The organism is Labrys sp. (in: a-proteobacteria), assembly GCF_047605565.1.
GTDB classification, from domain to species: domain Bacteria; phylum Pseudomonadota; class Alphaproteobacteria; order Rhizobiales; family Labraceae; genus Labrys; species Labrys neptuniae.
This window is the reverse complement of sequence record NZ_JASGFM010000022.1, coordinates 34,036-52,077: the sequence shown is the minus strand read 5'-3', so window position 1 is coordinate 52,077 and position 18,042 is coordinate 34,036. Positions and strand designations below refer to the sequence as shown.

Here is an 18,042-nt window from a genome sequence, read left to right as displayed (position 1 = left end):
CGCCTTGTCTGTTTCCAGACAGCGGTGGCACTGTTGCAGGAGCGGACTTGCCTCGCGGAAGAACAGGCGGCAAAGACCGCCGAACCCACTGCCTCAATCGGAATGCCCCATGCCCCTCACCGATCAACGCATTGTCCGTCGCAAGCTCTCCGACGAGGTTTTCGACCGCCTCAAGGCGCTGATCACTGGCGGGGAACTGCAGCCGGGAGACCCCTTCCCTTCCGAACGCGAATTGATGGACCGCCTTGGTGTCGGCCGTCCCGCCATCCGCGAAGCCATGCAGCAGCTGAGCATTTTCGGCCTGCTCACCATTTCCCATGGCGAGCGCGCGCGCGTTCGCCAGCCGACCGCCAAATCGATCTTCCAGCAGGTCGACGATGCCGCCAGCGTGCTCCTGTCGAGCTCCCCGGCCTCGCTGGAGCATCTGAAGGAGGCGCGCCGTTTCTTCGAGCTGGGCATGGTGCGCCAGGCGGCGCAGAAGGCCGACGCACAGGCGGTCACCGGGTTGCAGGAAGCCCTGGCGCGCCAGCGCGCAAGCCTTGGCGACGCCGATGCCTTCATCAATGCGGACATGCTGTTCCACACGCGCATCGCCGCCATCTCCGGCAACCCGCTGTTCGAGGCGATGAGCGAGGCCATGCTCGGTTGGCTGAAGCAGTACCACACCGACCTGCTGATCTGGACCGGCAAGGAGAACTACACCTTGTCCGAGCATGAGGACATCCTCAACCGCATCATCGCGCATGATCCGGACGGGGCCGAACAGGCGATGGTCCGACACCTCGATCGTTCCGCCTCGCTCTACGTTCACCAGACCGTAGCGTCGGCCTGAGAAAGCGTCGAAGAATAAACGAATTGAATTGGTTTGACCTTTGTCATTGCCGGGCTTGACCCCGCAATCCAGCTCCCCATCCAGTCTTTTGAAGACGGGGCCGCTGGATGCCCGGGTCAGGCCCGGGCATGACAAAGGCGGCGTTTCAGTTATTTCCAGACAATTCCTAAACGCCCCAGCGGGAGGAACGAAGCGCCAGGGATGCCGACGCCTCGTGGCTCATGGGGCGGGCGGCATCAGATCGAGGCCATCTCGATCGTCTGGCCACTGGCGGCGCTGGCATAGGCCGCCTCGACCAGGGCCATCGTGGCGATGTTGTCCCGCCCGCTGGTAGAGGGTTCCTTGCCGTTGCGCAGGCAATGCAGCCAATGGCGCTGGATGGCGAGCACGCTCTCCTGGATATTGTGCCAGGGACGCGAGGCCCAGGGCAGCAGAGGCGGCGACAGGTCGACCTCCTCGCGCCCGCCGGGCCCGTTCACGACGAGCCGATAGCCCGTGCCGAGCCGCAGCGTGCCCGCCGAACCGTCGATCTCTACGAGCGTCTCGGGGAAAGGATCGACCGGCAGCCTTGTGGCATAGCTGCAGTCGACCACCGAGGACAGGCCGCCCTCGTGATCGAGCAGCATCGTGGCGACGTCCTCACCCTTGATGGCAGGGTTGACCCGCTGGGTGCGCGCGCTCAGCTGAGTCACCTCGCCAAACAGGAAGCGGGCGATGTCGAGGATATGGATGCCTAGGTCCTCGATGATAAAACGCTTGCCTTCGGCGAGATAGGGTTGGCCGCTGAAGACGTCGAAGCCGGAACGGAAGGACACGCGTGCCCAGAAGGGCCGGCCGATGGCATTGGCGTCGAGACGCGTCTTCACAGCCTGGATCGCACTCTGCCAGCGGAAGTTCTCATGCACCATCAGCGGCACGCCGGCGTGGCGGCAAGCCTCGACCATGGCGCGCGCATCCGCCATCGAAAGCGCGAAGGGCTTCTGGCAGATGACTGGAATTCCCATCTTCGCCGCGAGCTCGACGAGCGGTCGGTGGCTCGCCACGGTGGTGGCGATATCGACGAAGTCCGGCTTCTCCGCCCGGAGCATCTGCTCGGCATCGCCATAGCGCCTGTCGATGCCGAAAAGCTCACCGGCATGGGAGAGACGTTCCGGGTCGCGGTCACAGAGGGCGACGATGTCGACGCCCTCGGCGTCTCGCCAGGCATGGAGCTGGTTGATGGCGAAGAAGCCGCAACCGATCAAGGCACCGCGATAGGACGCCATCAGGCCAGCCTCGCCATCTGGCGCAAGGCAACGCGCTGCTGCAGCCGGCGCTGGGCCTGGTCCACCACCACGGCAATGACGATCACCAGGCCCTTGATCACCATCTGCCAGAACTCGCTGACCCCCATCATCACCAGCCCGTCGGAGAGAATGCCGATGACGAAGGCACCGATGATGGTGCCGCCGATGGTGCCGCGCCCACCCGACATCGAGGTGCCGCCGAGCACCGCCGCAGCGATGGCATTGAGTTCAAAGCTCTCGCCGGTGGCCGGATGCGACGCCATCAATTCGGAGGAAACCACCAGGCCGACGACGGCGGCGCAAAAGCCCGAGAACATGTAGACGAAGAGCTTCACCCGGTTGACCCGGATACCCGATAGCCCCGCGGCGCGCTCATTGCCGCCCACGGCGAAGATGTGGCGGCCGAGTGGCGTGCAGCGCGCCATATAGGCGGCAGCCAGCGCCAGCACGGCAAGGATCCAGACCGAGGCCGGCAGGCCGAGGAGGCGTCCGGCTCCCAGGACGGCATAGCCCTGCGTACCGAAATCGGCGCGGCCGACCAGATTGGGGAAGGTCGCGCCATCGGATGAGAGAAGCGCCAGGCCGCGGGCGATATAAAGCGTGCCAAGCGTCGCGATGAAGGGCGCGACATTGAGCTTGGTGATCAGCAATCCGTTGACGGCGCCGATCAGGATGCCCACCAGCAGGGTGATCGCCATCACCTCGTAGATGTTGAAGAAGATGGTGTAGCCGATGCGAAGGTCCAGGCCGTTGAGGATCAGTCCGCCGGCGACCATGCCGCACAGGCCCACGATCGATCCGACCGACAGGTCGATGCCGCCGGTGACGATGACGAAGGTCATGCCCATCGCCAGGAACGCATTCAGCGCCACGTGCTTCGACATCAGGATGAGATTGGCCGTGCTGAGGAAGTTCGGCGCCGCCAGCGAGAAGAAGATCAGCACGGCGAACAGGGCGATGAAGGTGCGCAGCTTCATCAGGTTCAGCGCAAGCGAGCCGCTTCCGGCGGACGGATGGTTCAAGGTGTCCTGCGCGACTGTCATGCCGGCGCTCCGTGATTTGCAGAAGATGGGGAAGGAACGGGGCCATGGCCGAGCGCGGAGGCAGCCACCACCTTGGCGGCCGTCGCCTCGGCCCGCTCGAACAGGGCGGTGAGCTTGCCGTTGCTCATCACGGCGATGCGATCCGACAGTGCCATCACCTCGTCGAGATCGGAGGTGACGAACAGGATGCCGAGGCCGTCGGCGGCGAGCCGCCGCATGGTGCGGAAGACATCGGCCTTGGCGCCGACATCGATGCCGCGGCTGGGCTCGTCCATCAGCAGCACTTTCGGGCCGGTCATCAGCGCCTTGCCGATCACCACCTTCTGCTGGTTGCCGCCGGACAGGGAACTCACCTCCAGCTCGGGATCGGCCACCTTGATCGACAAATCCTTGACGGCGGCGCGAATGGCGGCCTGCTCGCGGGCCCGCCGGATATGGAAGCCGGCGAGGAAACGACCGAGGGAGGCCATCGACAGATTGGCGGCGATCGAGAGGATGCTGACCAGCCCTTCCCTCTGCCGGTCTTCCGGAATCAGGGCCAGGCCCCGGCGGATGCGCCCCGTCACATCCTTTTCCGCCACCGGCTTGCCGTCGACGAAAAGGCGGCCGGTGGCGTGGCGGTGGCGTCCCATCACGCATTCGAAGAATTCGCTGCGTCCGGCTCCCATCAATCCGTAGATGCCGACGATTTCGCCCTGCCTGACCGACAGGGAGACATGGTCGACGGCGAGCCCTCCGCTCACCCGCGGCAGGCAGACGTCCTCAGCGCGGAAGACTTCCGGACCGAGCGGATGATCCTGCGTCTTGGCGAAGTCCTTGGCGTCGGAGCCGATCATCTGGTGCACGATCCAGGGCACGTCGACATTGGCGATGCGCTCCTGCCCGGTGACACGGCCATCGCGCAGCACGGTGATGTAGTCACCGATGCGGATGAGCTCTTCGAGCCGATGGGAGATATAGACGATGGCGACGCCCCGCGCCTTGAGATCGGCGATGACGCGGAAGAGGATCTCGACCTCGGCGGCACTGAGGGCGGAGGTCGGCTCGTCCATGATCAGGATGCGGGCATCCTGCGCCACCGCCTTGGCGATCTCGACCAGTTGCTGCTGGCCGATGCGCAGATCCTCCACCGGCGTGCGGGCATCGATGCCGGCCTCCAGCCGTTCCAGGAATTCGGCGGCACGGCGCTCCTGCTCGCGATGGTCGATGCCAAGGGGCAGCCGCACGATTTCGCGGGCCGCGAAGATGTTCTCGGCAACCGAGAGATTGCCGAATAGGTTGAGCTCCTGGAACACCATGCCGATGCCATGCGCCACCGCCTCCCCGGCATCGCGGAAGGTGACAGGCTTGCCGTCGAGCAGGATGCGTCCGTCCGTGGGCTGCACGACCCCGGCAATGATCTTCATCAGCGTGGACTTGCCGGCGCCGTTCTCCCCGACCAGAACGTTCACGGCACCGCGCCGCACGTCGAAATCGGCATGCCTGACGGCGACCGTGCCGGAATAGACCTTCGACACGCCTTCCAGGCGCAGGACGACGTCGTCATCGGACATGGCAGGGCGGCCTTCCTGGGTCATGACCCTGCCCCGAGGCTCAGTTCGGCCGGCGTCACCAGCGGCGGCTTGCCGCCCGGCTCCAACACATAGGCGCCGAGCACCGTCACGGAGCGGCCGACCAGCTTTTCACGCGGCAAAGCCTGCAGCACATCGGCATTGACCCGGGCGTTGAAGGCCTTGCCGAACTGGGCGTATTCGATCTGGTTGGTGAAGGCGTTGAAGGACACGAAATCCAGGCTGTCGCGCAGCGCAGTGCCGCGCAGGGCCGGACCGATCTGCACCACCATGTCGGCCTTGCCATCCCCGTCGACATCGACGTCGATGGTGGCGGCGCGCGAGCCGGTATTCGCCGCCACGACGCGGCCCTCGGCCTTGACCACATAGGTCCAGGGCACGGTGCCTTCCTTGGCGCGATACCCATATTTCTGCCCGGCCTCGTCTGCATTCTTCGCGGCGAGGTCGCGGACGACGACGAAATCGCCCGCCTTCGCCTTGAGATAGGGCAGGACCTTGGCTGCCCAGATCGCGTCGACGGCTTTGTCCGGGTCGAAGACGGGGCCAACGCCCGAAGCGCCGACCTGTCGGGCAGCCTGTACTTCGGCAGTCGGCGCGATCTTGCACGCTGCAAGGGTGAGCGCCATGGCGGCGATCATCAGCCTGTTGGCAAGCCTGGGCATGGATTGGCTCCGGCCTCGATTGTCGGGATCAGGAACAGGCCCGGGACGCCCCGTGGGAGGCAGATCCCGGGCAATCTTCATCGCAGCGTCAATTCGCCAGCGCGAAGGTTTCGAGCTTGCCGGCATTGTCGGGCGTGATGAGCACGCAATCCATCAGCTGCTTTTCCTGCGCGGGGCCCTTCTTGGTCTTGATGTAGGTGTCGGCCTGCTCGACGGCGGTCTGGGCCTGGAGATAGGCGGGCTGCAGGACCGTTGCCTTGATGCCGCCCTGCTTGATGGAATCGCGCACATCGTTGGAACCGTCGAAGCCGACCACGATCACGTCCTTGCGACCGGCGGCCTGCAGCGCGGCGATCGCCCCCATCGCCATGGTGTCGTTGCCGGAGATCACGCCCTTGATGTCGGGATTGGCCTGCAGGATGGTCTCCATCTTGCTGTAGGCCTCGGTCTGGCTCCAATTGGCCGACTGGCGCGCAACCATCTTGAGGTCGGGATAGTCGTCGATGACGTCGTGATAGCCCTTGGAGCGGATGCCGGCATTGGTGTCGGCCTCCCGGCCGACCAGTTCGACATAATTGCCCTTCTCACCCATCAGCTTGACGAACTCCTGCGCGCCGGCCTGGGCACCCTGGTAGTTGTTGGAGACGATCTGGGCGACGGCAATGCCGGCGACGTTGATCTCGCGATCGATCAGGAAAGACGGCACGCCGGCATCCTTGGCTTTCTGCACGGCGGCCACCGTGGCGGCGGCACCGGCATTGTCGAGGATGATGGCCTTGGCGCCGCGGGCAATGGCGGTGTCGATCAGCTGCGACTGCTTGTTGGCATCATCGTCATGCACCAGCACCAGCGTGTCATAGCCAAGCGCCTTGGCCTTGACCTCGGCCCCCTGCGCTTCCGCCTTGAAGAAGGGGTTGTCGTGCGACGGCGTGATGATGGCGATGAGATCGGCGGCCAGGGCCGTGCCCATTGCCGCTGATGCCATCACGCCGGCAAGCGCAGCGCCCAGCAAAAGTCGTTTCAAGCTCATGTCGTCCTCCCATTTGTCTGTTGGCGGTTCAGTCTGTGATGGCCGCCGGTTGCATCCGGCGGGTCTTTCTTGGCTATTGGCGCGAATACGCCCTCATGGCTTGAGGGCTGCGTAGGCCTGCGAGGCCTCCCCGCTTTTCCTGATCTCCCGTCCGACCAGGAAGGCGAGGACGGCCGAGAGCAGCATGAAGGCTCCCACGATGATCATCGGGGCCTGGTAGAGGCCGGTGTAGTCCTTGACGGCGCCGGTGACGTAGGGTGCGGCGAAGCCGGCGACATTGCCGATCGTGTTGATGAGGGCGATGCCGGCAGCGGCCGCTGCACCCGACAGGAAACGCCCTGGCAGGGACCAGAAATTCGGCAGGGCCGCGAAGATGGCGCAGGCCGTGACGGTGATGCAGGCGACCGTGGTCTCGGGCGACGGCATATAGAGAGCCAACGGGATGCTGACCGCGCCGACCAGGGCCGGAATACCGATATGCCAAGCCCGGACCCCGCGCTTCGTCGCGTCCCGGCTCCACAGATAGAGCGCGATTGCCGCGGGAAGATAGGGAATGGCGATGACCAGCCCGGCCTGGAACACGGTGAACTTGGTGGCGAACTTCGCCTCGAAGCCGGAAACGATGGTGGGCAGGAAGAAGGCCAGTGCGTAGAGGCCATAGATCATGCCGAAATAGATCAGCGCCAGCATCCAGACCCGGCCGCTCGACAGGGCCGCGCCGATCGAACCATTGTGCGGCTCGCGCTTGGTGCTGTCCTCGCGGGCAAGTTCGCCGATGAGCCAGGCCTTCTCCTCGGCGCTCAGCCATTTCGCGTCCTTGGGTGAATCCGGCAGGTAGAACCAGGTGACGATGCCGACCAGGACGGCCGGGATCGAGACGCCGAAGAACATGATCCGCCAGCCTTCGAGGCCGAAAAAGCCATGGGCCTGGATCAGGGAAGAAGCCAGCGGCGCGCCGATCACCGTCGTCATCGGCTGGGCGATGTAGAAGAGGGCGAGAATGTTGGCCCGGTGGCGGGCCGGCACCCAGGTGCTGAGATAGAGGATCGCGCCGGGGAAGAAGCCCGCCTCGGCGATGCCCAACAGGAAACGCAGGACATAAAGCTCGGTAACGCCGCTGACCCAGGTGAACAGCAGCGAAACGATGCCCCAGGTCACCATGATGCGGGCAAGCCAGCGGCGGCCGCCGAATTTATGCAGGGCCAGATTGCTGGGAATTTCCAGCAGGATGTAGCCGATGAAGAAGATGCCGGCGGCAAAGCCGAATTGCGTGGCGGTAAGCCCGAGATCCTTGGTCAAGCCGTGCGGGCCGGCGAAGGAAATTGCGGTCCGGTCCAGGAAGTTGATGAAGAACATCAGGCCCAGGAACGGCGCGAGGCGCCAGGTCGCCTTACGAATGGCCGACCGTTCGACGGGGGCGATCGCGAGGGTATTCGAGCTCATTTTTCCTCCCAATGAGCAAAGCGTCGCCTCCTGTGTGTTCTTTTATGGAGGGCGCCGGCGGTAGGCTGCTCGACGGATCGTCGGCAAGCCCGGTCAAATGCGGGCAGCCGCCACCAAGGGGTGACGGCTGTCGCAAGGTCCCGTTCAGGTGATGCGGCGGATGCTGTCGGCGATCTCGTTCGGCTCGAAGACCCGCTTCCAATCGTTCCGCATGAGGGCTGGCTTGCCGAAGGCAATGGCCTTGTTGCAGGCGTCGGAGAACACGCCCTTGACCTCGTCGAAGATCACGGCGCCGAGCACGTTCATGTGGCCGAGCAGGAAGTCGCGAGCCGCCTCGTGGGGAACGCCCCGGGCCACGACCTCGTCCATGGCCTCGCGCATCACCACCAGAAGGGTCGCGCAGACGGTCTCTGACAGACCCGGCTCCAGCAGCGCCATCTGCTCGACGGTGACGCGATGGGAGCGCATGACTGGTGCCCAGATCACCTTGGCGATCTCCTCGCCAAGCGCATAGGCACTCTCGGGGCCCTGCATCAGCGCGCTGACGATGTGCTGCTTGGCAGCGATGCCGCCGAAATGGTCCTGCTTGGCGGCCATCTCCGTCTCGTCGTTGAAGATCGGCGGGTGGCAGGGATGGGTTACGAAATAGGTCAGGTCCGGGCGATCGGGCAGATGGCCGGCGAAAGGCGCGGCGGCGTCGAGCACGACCACCATGGTGCCAGGCTCGAGCTTGTCGGTGATGCCGGCGGCAACCTTGCCGATCAGCGTATCCGGCACGGCGAGGATGACCACGTCGACCCCTTCCAGAGCGGCATCCGGCGCGACGCTGTCGAGGCCAAGGCCGGTCTTGAGACGTTCCTGACCAGCTGCGCTCACCTCGACATGCCGCACCTCGAAGCTCGACGCCTTGAGGTTGCTGGCCAGCCGGTAGCCCATCTTTCCGCCGGCGCCAAAGAGCGCGATCGTCGTCATGCAGATCTCCTCTCGAATTCGAGAGGCTTATAGATCTACTGGTATGATGAGTCAATCATCACTTATGATAATGATGTGCTTTCGACCTTTTTCTCCGCTCAATGGTGCCGATGCCGCCATACCGGCGAACGGCCACCATCCCGCGCGGGAGAACGCGCGCAGGATTTAGCCTTATTGTAAATATATATCAATATGTTATGCGTATTCTTGAAACTATTGCATAAAGACATGCAGGCAACGCTTATACCTGGTCCAAACGGTAACGCGCCCCAGCATTACAGTTGCCATCTCCACGCGAAAGAGATTTGGAGTGTCGGCCTCCCGGCTGACACTCCGCGTATTCCGTTCCCTTTAGACAAACGCAATTGCCGTGCTAGGCGGATCGCCATGCCACTCGTGGAAGGTGACTTACATCCCTGGCGCGGGCACCATCATCGACCACGGCGTCGGGCTACGCCTCCAGGCGCGCCTGCCACCATTGTATCGTCTCCGACAGCCGGTCGCGCATGGTCCCCATCGGTCGATATCCGACCTCGTTGCGCAGCCTCGTCACATCGGCAACGATGACCGGCGGTTCGTTGGGGCGATCCGGCAGGGCGCCGAAGCAAAGCTCTCCGACACCGCCCGCAACCGCGCGGATCTCTTCGGCCAATTCCTTGATCCGCAAGGCTTCTCCCGAAGCGATGTTGACCGCGCCATTGACCTTCGACACGGCAAGCCGCGCCAGGGCTTCGCCGGCATCGCGCACATTGGTGAAATCCCTGACCTGCACGCCCGACGACATCAGCACGGGGCGCCGGGCCAGGAGATTCATGACGATCGAGGAGACCAGCCTGTTAGGATGTTCATTCGGCCCGAACAGAAAGAACAGCCTGCCCCAGGCGAACTCGATGCCGCGCGTTGCGGCCAATTCCTCGATGATCCGGCGGGCGGCATCCTTGGAAACGGCATAGAGCGTGCTTGGTCGAATGTTGGTTTCCACCTCGCTGCAGGCATGGCCTGACGACAGGTCATATTCCATGCAGGTGCCAGCACACACGATGCGCCGCACCCCCGCCTGGTGGGCGGCCGAAACGAGCTGGATCGTCGCCACCGTCCATCGCAGATTTGCCTCCGCATCCCAGAACTTTCCATGCTCCACATCCCAGGCCAGGTGAAGCACGACTTCCGGCTTGGATACGGCAAGGGCGACCTCCGCCATCGAAGGATCAAGCAGGTCGGCGACGATGATCTTGCATCCCTGCATGGTCGCGAGTTTACGCGAGACGACGAAGACTTCGTGTCCCGCCGCCGCGAGCGACGCGGCGGCCCATCTGCCAATAAACCCCGTCCCGCCTGTAACGAGTACACGCATTATTGCCTGCCCATGATATTACTCAGAAATCTGTATTGTAGCTGGCACCGCCAAGATCCATGAGCAGCTTTCTCTTGATAACCTTGCGAATCTTGTAGACACGCCGATCAACATAGATCGGCAGTATTGACTGAAGGATTAGCTTTTCAACCTTTGAATACTGAGATCGTTCGATATATAGGCGGCACTGTGCGGAAAATTTCTTGCGAAGCCCGGTCATCAATGCAAGCGGAGGAGAGGCCCCCTTCTGAGGCGAATACCCCTTGACGACGAGGCGCTGAACGAAGAGCGCCTCGGGCACGACGACGACCGCCTTTTCGAGCAGCGACGGGAACAGGATCAAATGATCGAGGGCCCAGGGATGGGCGAATGCGCGCCAGCATTCCTCGAAGTCCGCGAGCAACCGGTCCCGGCGCCACAGGCCGTAGAACCATCCGGCATGCGAATTGAACATCAGCTGGATGATCGAGATCAGGTTTGATTGACCGACGAAGGGCTTTGGGCGGCTGATGCGCACCGTCTTGCTGAGGGTTTGCGTGCGGGTGGTCGGTACGGCCACGTTTGCGCTCGGCTCAGCCACAAGAGAAACGTAGAGCCTTTCGATATAGTCCGGCGCACACAGATCATCATGGGCACGCCACATGACGAACTCGGCTTCACAATCTCTCAGGACACTGAGGAAATTGGGCATCGCCCGAATATTTGTCGGATGCCTGATATATTTGACGCGGCTATCCCTGGCTGCGAACTCCTGCGCAATCTCAGGCGTGGAGTCCTGAGAGGCGTTATCGTATATGCGTATCTCGATATCTCGAAATGTCTGAGATATCAGGCACTCAAGACAGTCTCGCAGCTGCTCCGCGCCATTATAGACTGGAACACCCACTATTACTTTCGCAGTCATTGCATTTATCTACCTGCACCCGATGGACAGAAAGGCGACCCAGCACCCCGGGCGCCGCGCAGCGCCCCGTGTGAACGTTGCGGGATTCAACGGAAGGCACCGGCCGGACCCCGAAAGTCTTGCGGACTTTCCATGCTCCGTATTCCTGGCCTTGGGTGACCGGAACATCAGCACTAAGGACATGGACGGTGACTGAAACTTGGCGCTTCGATTAAGATTTGTTACGAGTTGTTATGCCGCAGGAATATCTCTCGTCGACGCGAAGTTTTTACTGCTGATCTACTGATATTCGATCCGTCGCAGCATTCGCTGTACGGAGGCGCTATCGGGCCTTCGGCGCGCAAGCGAGCTGCCGCCGCGTTTATATTTGGTCAGCCGGCCTGCCAGGAAAGCGAGCAATGCGATGATGATCGCATCGTCGACATATCCGTAGAAGGCGGAATCGGGGATCAGGTCATTGGGCATCAGGCTGTATGAAACGGCCGCGATACCGAGCAGCACCGGTGCCACAAAGCGGACAAGATGGTCGTTCTTCCACCATTGCTTGCGCTTCCTGGCGATCCGCACCCGGGATGACCGGTCCCCAGCCAGGTTCTTCGGCCGTGCCGGCGCATCGCCGGACAGGATGTCGCGCCCCTGCTCCCTGAGCATATGGAAATAGGGATCGTCGGCGGACTCGGGGTAGAAATCCAGCAGTTCGAGAATGCCCCTCACCGTTTCGTGGTCGAGACCATTGCCGCGGCCGCGAACCCCGACATTGAGGCGGCTGGCCGCCTTGCCCTGTACGGCTTGAACTGCCTGCCTGATCTGGTCATCGGAGACGGCGGCCTGCGCGAAGTTCAGCACCTCCTTGGTGATCTCGACAGGCCCCTCGATCAGTTCTTCATAGGTAATCAGCAATCTGTTCGGGGCATTGCGCCAGCTGACATAGAAGTTCAGGTACCAGGGAATGGCGAGGCGAGCGATCATGCGATCCAGGGTCGCGTCGTCCAGATGCGCATGTTCCGGTCTCAGCCAGATCATCGGCCACAGATTTCCCTCGCGCCGGATGTGATCGCGCAGGCTGACGACGCAATCGAAGAGGCTCCGAACCAAAACGATGGGGGTGATGCCATAGTCCTGGCACATCTCCTCGGTCCAGCGATGGTTTCGGATGTGCAGCTGGGCGACATAGTCCTGATCATCGATCTGTTGCAGATAGAATTCGTCGAGCTCCTGCTCCCTGCGTCCGGCGGCCGGAAGCGGAACGGCTCGCTTGAAATCTCCGATTTCGCTGATGATGTCCGAAAGGAAGGTCGATCCGGACTTCGGCATGCAAGCCAGAAGGATGTGAGTGCGCCGCTTTCCGTTTTCGGTCATCGTCTCTCGCAGTTGGCATATTTGGTCGTTTGAAGGGGACTGAGGTGCGAATGCCGGATCCCGGCCGGACTCAGCCGACATCCGGCTTGTTCACGACCACCTTTGACCCGACCGGAAATTCCAAGCGCTCTCCGGCAAAGGGGGACGCCGATTGCCGGCGCCATCTGGAGACAGGCGCAAACAGGCGCGCCCTGATATGCTCGCCGTCGACCGAAAGGTCCTTCGGCACGGGCCCCGCCGCGGCCAGCCCGGCGAAAATCCGGTGCCAGACATGCCGTTGCGACCAACGATGGAAACGATTGTAGATCGTGCTCGGCCGGCCATAGACAGACGGCACGTCGCACCATCGACAGCCCGTCCTCAGGACATGGAGTATACCCGAGATCACCCTACGGTCGTCGACACGGGGTTTTCCGGCCTCCCCGTGCGGAAGATGCGGCTCAAGAGCCCCCCATGCTTCATCTGACAGCCAATAGAGGCTCTCCGCCATATCACGTCCTCTCGAGATTCACTCCGGCTCAGGCATATGAGTACGCGCACCAGGCAGAGCCGCCTTCGCAAAATTCGCGGATTAACTTTCCAAGAATCGCCCCTATAAAATTAATTACTTTTAGAATCGTATATTTATTAAAGATAATTGATAAATAATATTGAATTACGATTACTATATATTGATATATATTTGTTATAATAAATATTCAAAATTATTTACTTACAATTCAAGATATTAAGAAATATTACGGAATAGCGAGGTCGATCCGAGTCATGCCTGGAGCGGCCTTCCATGGTTGCGGAAGGCGGCCATTTCTGCCCGGTAATCGATGCTCGGTTTTCCGGCAGGCGTTCAGTTGGGGAACACTCTGCGCCCAGGGTTGGCTGGCCGCCCGGTCATTCTGCGCAACAACTGGTCGAGAGCGGCAAGGCCGTCCCCGATTATGTCAAGCGGACCTCTTGGATAATGCCACCACAGCCAGGCTGCGGTCCGCCTGGCGAACGAGCCTTTGCTGGCCACCCCATCGTTCCCCCAGGCCCGCATGATCAGACGAGCCCGCTTGCGTGGGCTTCCGCAGGCATACTGGCTCGTTCGATTGTCTGCAACGAGGAGCCCTCCCTGCTCCCCAGCGCGAAATGTCTGGCTCTGCATCCAGCGCCCCGGCGGCCAGGCGGCGCCGAAGCGATCGACGACGAAAGGCGTGAGGCCCCGCGCCATGACCTGCCTGGTCATCCCATTTGGACCAGCCTCGAACAGGTGATCGTCCAGGACCGTCCTGGGATCGCCGAGTTCGAATGCGTTGAACAGTGCGGTCCGGACCATGAAGGCATTGCTGCGGATCGCCATGTTGGGAAAGGGCTGGTCCCAGGCCGCTTCATGGGAGCCGGTGGCACCGACCAAACCGCAATCGGCATTGCGATCGAACGCTCCGACATAATGCGCGAGCCAATTGGCGGCGAGGACCCGGCTCCACGAATTGAAAACCAGGATGAACTCGGTGCCGCAGCTTTCCGAAACCTCCCGATAGATCGAGACCGGCGTGCGCTCGTCGGCAAAGTGCATCACCTTGGCGGAGGCGCAGGGCAAAGCCGCGAGGTCGGGCTGGTGCGGAAGCCGGTCGCCGATGGCATACCCCTTGGCGGCAAAGACGAAATCATACTCTGCGCCAGCCGGAAAGCGCCTGATGCTGCGAAAGAAGGCGCGGGCGTAACGAAGATCGTTCACGTGTCGCCAAAGATACAGGACGGTAATGCGGGGCACGAAGTCCTCATTGTGAGACACGCGATGCGAAGCTCCCGAAGCCCGCTGCGCGAGCGCAGGACGGTTCAGCGCGGATGATCGAGTGCGCCGGCGGACAGGGAGAGCTTGACCTTGAGGCCATGCGGAACACGGTCTGCGAGGACGATGTCGCCGCCGTGCCGCCGCACGATATCCCTGGCTATCGACAATCCCAGCCCGAAGCCCCCGCCGTCCTGCGTGCGGGCAGCATCAGCCTTAAAAAAAGGCTCGAACACCCGCTCGCGCAGATCGGCGGGAATGCCTGGCCCGTCGTCGTCGATCTCGATCTGGGCCTGAGGCTGGGGCTGACGGTCGATGAGCGTGACGGTCACCGCACCGCCATGCTTGACGCCATTCTCGACGATGTTGGTGATAGCGCGGGTCAGTTCCCTGGGCCTCGCGCTCCAGGTCAGCTTTGCGGGGCCCTGATAGGTGACGGCATGACCCACGTCGACGAACTGGGAACATATCGTCTGCAGCAGGCTCGGCAGGTCGATCCGCGACATCGCCTCGAACCGGCCATCCTCGCGCAGATAGTCCAGCGTCTCGTTGAGCATGTGCTCGACATTGGCAAGGTCGGTCAGCATCCCCTCGCGGAGCCTGTCTTCCGGCACTCGCTCGGCGCGGAGCCGGAGCCGGGTGAGCGGTGTCCTCAAATCATGGCTGATGGCGGCCAGCATGCGCGTGCGATCGTCCAGCAGGGCCTTGATACGGGTACGCATATCGTTGAGGGCTTCGGTGACCTGCACAATCTCGCGGGGGCCTCCGCCGAGAATGGGTTGCACATCCTGCGGGGAACGACCGAAGGACTGGGCCGCCGCTGCGACGGCCGCCAACGGCGCGGTGATCGAGCGCACCGCATAGACGGACAGCAGCATCACAAAGATCAGTACGATCGAGAGAACCAGAGCCGTCGGTGTCAGGAACAGGGGCCACGGCGCAGCACCGATCGCAGCGTCGAAGACCAGGGCATGGGCCGCGTCGAGCCGCACGACGATCTGCTGCAACGGTCCGGGCGCGTAGTGCCGCCCTTCGAGGACCTCGACGCCATTTCCCGACCGGACGTGCCGCGGAACCGGGCTGCTCCACAGGGACCAGTGGGCCTCCTCCGGGGCGGACGCCAGATCCGACAGGGCGACCCGTTCCACCTTCACGCCGGCGTTGCGGATGGCAGCAAGGACGATGTCTGCCTCCGCGGGCGTCCTCGCTGCCTTGATGAACTGGGTGACCCGCACGATGCGCGAGGCCACCGCCGGCGGAGAATCGTCCGGCGGAGGCGCGCTGAACAGCAGGAGCGCGAGGATGATGTTGATGATCGTGCCCAGCAGCACCGAGACCACGACGAGACCGGTGACCTGCGTCGTGATGCTGCGCGGGACCAGACGTTCCCAGGCTCGCATCAGTCCGGCCCGACGGCAGGCGTGAAGACATAGCCGCCCAGCCGGACGGTCTTGATCATCAGGGGATCACGTGGATCCGCCTCGATCTTCTGGCGGATGCGGCTGATATGCACGTCGATGCTGCGCTCGATCGGCCCGACCGAGCCGCCATGGACGAGTTCGAGAAGATGCTCGCGCGACAGGACCTGGCCGGGATGGCGGCAGAAGGCGAGAAGCAGGTCGAACTCGACGCTGGTCAACGAGATGCGCACGCCCGCCGGATCATAGAGTTCCCGGGCCGTTGGATCGATACGCCAGCCGGCAAAGCACAGGCCGCGTTCGCGCGAAGGCCCTGTTTGCGCAGTGGCCGCCGCCCGGCGCAGGAGAGCCCGGATGCGGGCGACCAACTCACGCGAATTGAAGGGCTTGGAGACATAGTCGTCGGCACCGATCTCCAGGCCGACGATACGGTCGATCTGGTCGCTGCGCGCCGTGACCATGATGATCGGGATGGCGGATACGGCCCGCAGCCGCCGGCAGACGCTGAGGCCATCCTCGCCCGGCAACATCAAATCGAGCACCACGAGTTCGACGCCGCCGCGCTCGAGCACCCTGTCCATCTCCGCCGCGGAACCGACGCAGGAGGCGGCAAAACCGTTCTCCTCCAGCACGTCTGCGAGCAGGCGCGCAATCTCGACGTCGTCCTCGACGCAGAGAATATGCGGCCTCGCCATCGGCGTGGTGTGAGAAGCGGAAGGAAAGAGGGTCTGTTCGGCTGCCATGGCAACATCTTAGCGGCGCGATGCCCGAGAGGCACCGCCCCGATTATAATTTTTTGTTGCACAAATCACGCTCCACTTCCGGACGAGGCAACAATTCGTAACATGACTTAATCCCAGCCCGGCGAGGCAGGGACTATCCTGTCATTCGATCAGAAGGCGGCATGACGTCGGCGTCGCCTCGGCAGGAGCCACTTTTTTCCAGATGACTTCATCTGCACGAGCAGCCCAGCGTCCCAGACCGTATGGCAATTGTCACGCGAAGCGTCTGGCGGCCAGGGCCATGTCTTCACGTGAAAGCCATGGTCATGCCCAGGACTAAGAGCACCGCAACCCTGCGCGAGGCCCTTCCGGGCGAGCATGAGCATGGTTCCGACGCCACCCGGCCTGGCACCGCGACGCCACATGCCCGATCGCCAAGTCCTTCTGCGCCGCGCCGCGGGCACTGGCAGCGCCGGATCTTGCGGTTGGTGCTGATATCAGCCGCAACCGTGCTGCTCGGCTGGCTCGCCAAGACGCAATTGTCGCCCGTCCCTGCCGCCAACCTGATCACCGCACCCGCCATGCTCGGCAACATCGAAGAAAGCGTCGTGGCAACCGGCACGCTCAAACCGGTCAAGCTCATCGCCGTCGGTGCCCAGGTCTCCGGCCGGATCACCGCCCTCAAGGTCGCCGTCGGCCAGAAGGTCCGGGCCGGCGATCTCATTGCCGAGATCGACGCCTTGACCAAGGAGAACGACCTGCGTTCCGCCCAGGCCACGCTCGACAATGTCCGCGCTCAGCGCGACGAGAAGGTGGCGAACCTGGCCAGGAACCAAGCCACGCTTGCCAGGCAGAAGCTGACCTTCGCCCAGAATGCCTCTTCGCGCGCCGACTATGACTCCGCCGAGGCGGACGTGAAGGCGACACAGGCCCAGATTGCCCAGCTCGACGCCCAGATCGTCGAAGCCGAGGTCTCGGTGTCCACCGCCAAGGTCAATCTCGGCTATACGAGGATCACGGCACCCATCGATGCCACCGTGCTCGCGGTCAGCGTGCAGGAAGGCCAGACAGTCAATGCCACCCAGTCGGCCCCGACGCTCGTGGTGCTCGGCGATCTCGACACCATGACGATCCGGGCGCAAATCTCCGAGGCCGATGTCGTCAAGGTCAGGCCGGGCCAGCAGGTCTACTTCACCATTCTGGGTGAGCCGGAACGGCGCCTGCATGCCAGCCTGCGCTCCATCGAGCCCGCGCCGGAATCGGTCAAGACCGACAGCAGCTTTTCGACCGACAGCGCTTCGACGAGCAGTTCGTCCTCCTCCTCCACCTCATCGGAGGCGATCTACTACAATGGCGTCTTCGACGTACCCAATGCTGACGGGCATCTTCGAACCTATATGACGGCCGAAGTGCACATCCTCCTTCGAGAGGCCCGAAACGTCCTTACCGTCCCGGCAGCGGCCCTCAGCGGGCCCGAGGCGGACGGTGCCTTCAAGGTACGGGTCATCCGGTCGGATGGCGCCGTTGCAAGCCGGCCAGTGAAGGTCGGGCTCGACAACAAGATCAATGCCGAGATCCGGGACGGTCTGCAGCCCGGCGAGCGCGTGGTGATCGGCGAGACGGAAGCCGCGCCGACCAAGACGATGGCGGGGCCTCCGCCGGGAGGCATGTGACC

General features: G+C 62.9%; 15 protein-coding genes and 1 pseudogene. 2 read left to right on the top strand and 14 right to left on the bottom strand.

All coding sequences use genetic code 11. The features are described from left to right. Positions 1 to 109 precede the first annotated feature (109 nt). Positions 110 to 832, top strand: a complete 723-nt coding sequence (locus QM672_RS19340) for a transcriptional regulator NanR (protein WP_311943496.1) — start codon at positions 110 to 112, stop codon at positions 830 to 832. Positions 833 to 1,068: 236 nt separating this feature from the next. On the opposite strand, the gene QM672_RS19335 is transcribed toward QM672_RS19340, so the two are convergent. From QM672_RS19335 to QM672_RS19270, 14 genes and pseudogenes are all read right to left on the bottom strand, one after another. After that, complete coding sequence (locus tag QM672_RS19335; protein WP_415084506.1) at positions 1,069 to 2,097, bottom strand: Gfo/Idh/MocA family protein; 1,029 nt, start codon at positions 2,095 to 2,097, stop codon at positions 1,069 to 1,071. After that, positions 2,097 to 3,161, bottom strand: coding sequence for an ABC transporter permease (locus QM672_RS19330; protein ID WP_311943500.1), 1,065 nt, complete (start codon positions 3,159 to 3,161; stop codon positions 2,097 to 2,099). Before QM672_RS19330 ends, QM672_RS19335 begins: the two co-directional genes overlap by 1 nt. Continuing rightward, positions 3,158 to 4,714 carry a sugar ABC transporter ATP-binding protein gene (locus tag QM672_RS19325; protein ID WP_367624556.1) on the bottom strand — a complete coding sequence of 519 codons (1,557 nt, stop codon included), beginning with the start codon at positions 4,712 to 4,714 and terminating at the stop codon, positions 3,158 to 3,160. Before QM672_RS19325 ends, QM672_RS19330 begins: the two co-directional genes overlap by 4 nt. Positions 4,715 to 4,734: 20 nt before the next feature. Continuing rightward, on the bottom strand, positions 4,735 to 5,394 hold the full coding sequence (locus tag QM672_RS19320; protein WP_415084503.1) for a DUF2291 family protein: 660 nt from the start codon (positions 5,392 to 5,394) through the stop codon (positions 4,735 to 4,737). A gap of 88 nt (positions 5,395 to 5,482) precedes the next feature. Beyond that, complete coding sequence (locus tag QM672_RS19315; protein WP_367624558.1) at positions 5,483 to 6,424, bottom strand: D-ribose ABC transporter substrate-binding protein; 942 nt, start codon at positions 6,422 to 6,424, stop codon at positions 5,483 to 5,485. Between the two features lie 93 nt (positions 6,425 to 6,517). Continuing rightward, complete coding sequence (locus QM672_RS19310) at positions 6,518 to 7,867, bottom strand: MFS transporter (protein ID WP_415084501.1); 1,350 nt, start codon at positions 7,865 to 7,867, stop codon at positions 6,518 to 6,520. A gap of 144 nt (positions 7,868 to 8,011) precedes the next feature. Next, on the bottom strand, positions 8,012 to 8,839 hold the full coding sequence (locus QM672_RS19305) for a phosphogluconate dehydrogenase C-terminal domain-containing protein (protein WP_415084499.1): 828 nt from the start codon (positions 8,837 to 8,839) through the stop codon (positions 8,012 to 8,014). A 451-nt stretch (positions 8,840 to 9,290) separates the two neighbouring features. Beyond that, positions 9,291 to 10,193 (bottom strand): NAD-dependent epimerase/dehydratase family protein, encoded by a 903-nt coding sequence (locus QM672_RS19300; RefSeq protein ID WP_415084497.1) that lies wholly within the window; start codon positions 10,191 to 10,193, stop codon positions 9,291 to 9,293. 22 nt (positions 10,194 to 10,215) lie between these two features. Then, positions 10,216 to 11,097: a glycosyltransferase family 2 protein gene (locus QM672_RS19295; protein WP_415084495.1), complete on the bottom strand. Its 882-nt coding sequence runs from the start codon at positions 11,095 to 11,097 to the stop codon at positions 10,216 to 10,218. A 279-nt stretch (positions 11,098 to 11,376) separates the two neighbouring features. Then, complete coding sequence (locus tag QM672_RS19290) at positions 11,377 to 12,456, bottom strand: YkvA family protein (protein WP_415084493.1); 1,080 nt, start codon at positions 12,454 to 12,456, stop codon at positions 11,377 to 11,379. A 187-nt stretch (positions 12,457 to 12,643) separates the two neighbouring features. Beyond that, positions 12,644 to 12,946, bottom strand: a pseudogene (locus tag QM672_RS19285) (transposase); the annotation flags it as partial. A 354-nt stretch (positions 12,947 to 13,300) separates the two neighbouring features. After that, positions 13,301 to 14,173: a hypothetical protein gene (locus QM672_RS19280; RefSeq protein ID WP_415084491.1), complete on the bottom strand. Its 873-nt coding sequence runs from the start codon at positions 14,171 to 14,173 to the stop codon at positions 13,301 to 13,303. 101 nt (positions 14,174 to 14,274) lie between these two features. Next, positions 14,275 to 15,627, bottom strand: a complete 1,353-nt coding sequence (locus QM672_RS19275) for an ATP-binding protein (protein ID WP_415084489.1) — start codon at positions 15,625 to 15,627, stop codon at positions 14,275 to 14,277. Further along, positions 15,627 to 16,388: a response regulator gene (locus tag QM672_RS19270; protein ID WP_415084487.1), complete on the bottom strand. Its 762-nt coding sequence runs from the start codon at positions 16,386 to 16,388 to the stop codon at positions 15,627 to 15,629. Before QM672_RS19270 ends, QM672_RS19275 begins: the two co-directional genes overlap by 1 nt. Positions 16,389 to 16,693: 305 nt before the next feature. Here QM672_RS19270 and QM672_RS19265 point away from each other — a divergent pair, with 305 nt between their 5' ends. Further along, complete coding sequence (locus QM672_RS19265) at positions 16,694 to 18,040, top strand: efflux RND transporter periplasmic adaptor subunit (RefSeq protein ID WP_415084485.1); 1,347 nt, start codon at positions 16,694 to 16,696, stop codon at positions 18,038 to 18,040. The last annotated feature ends 2 nt before the right edge of the window (positions 18,041 to 18,042 follow it).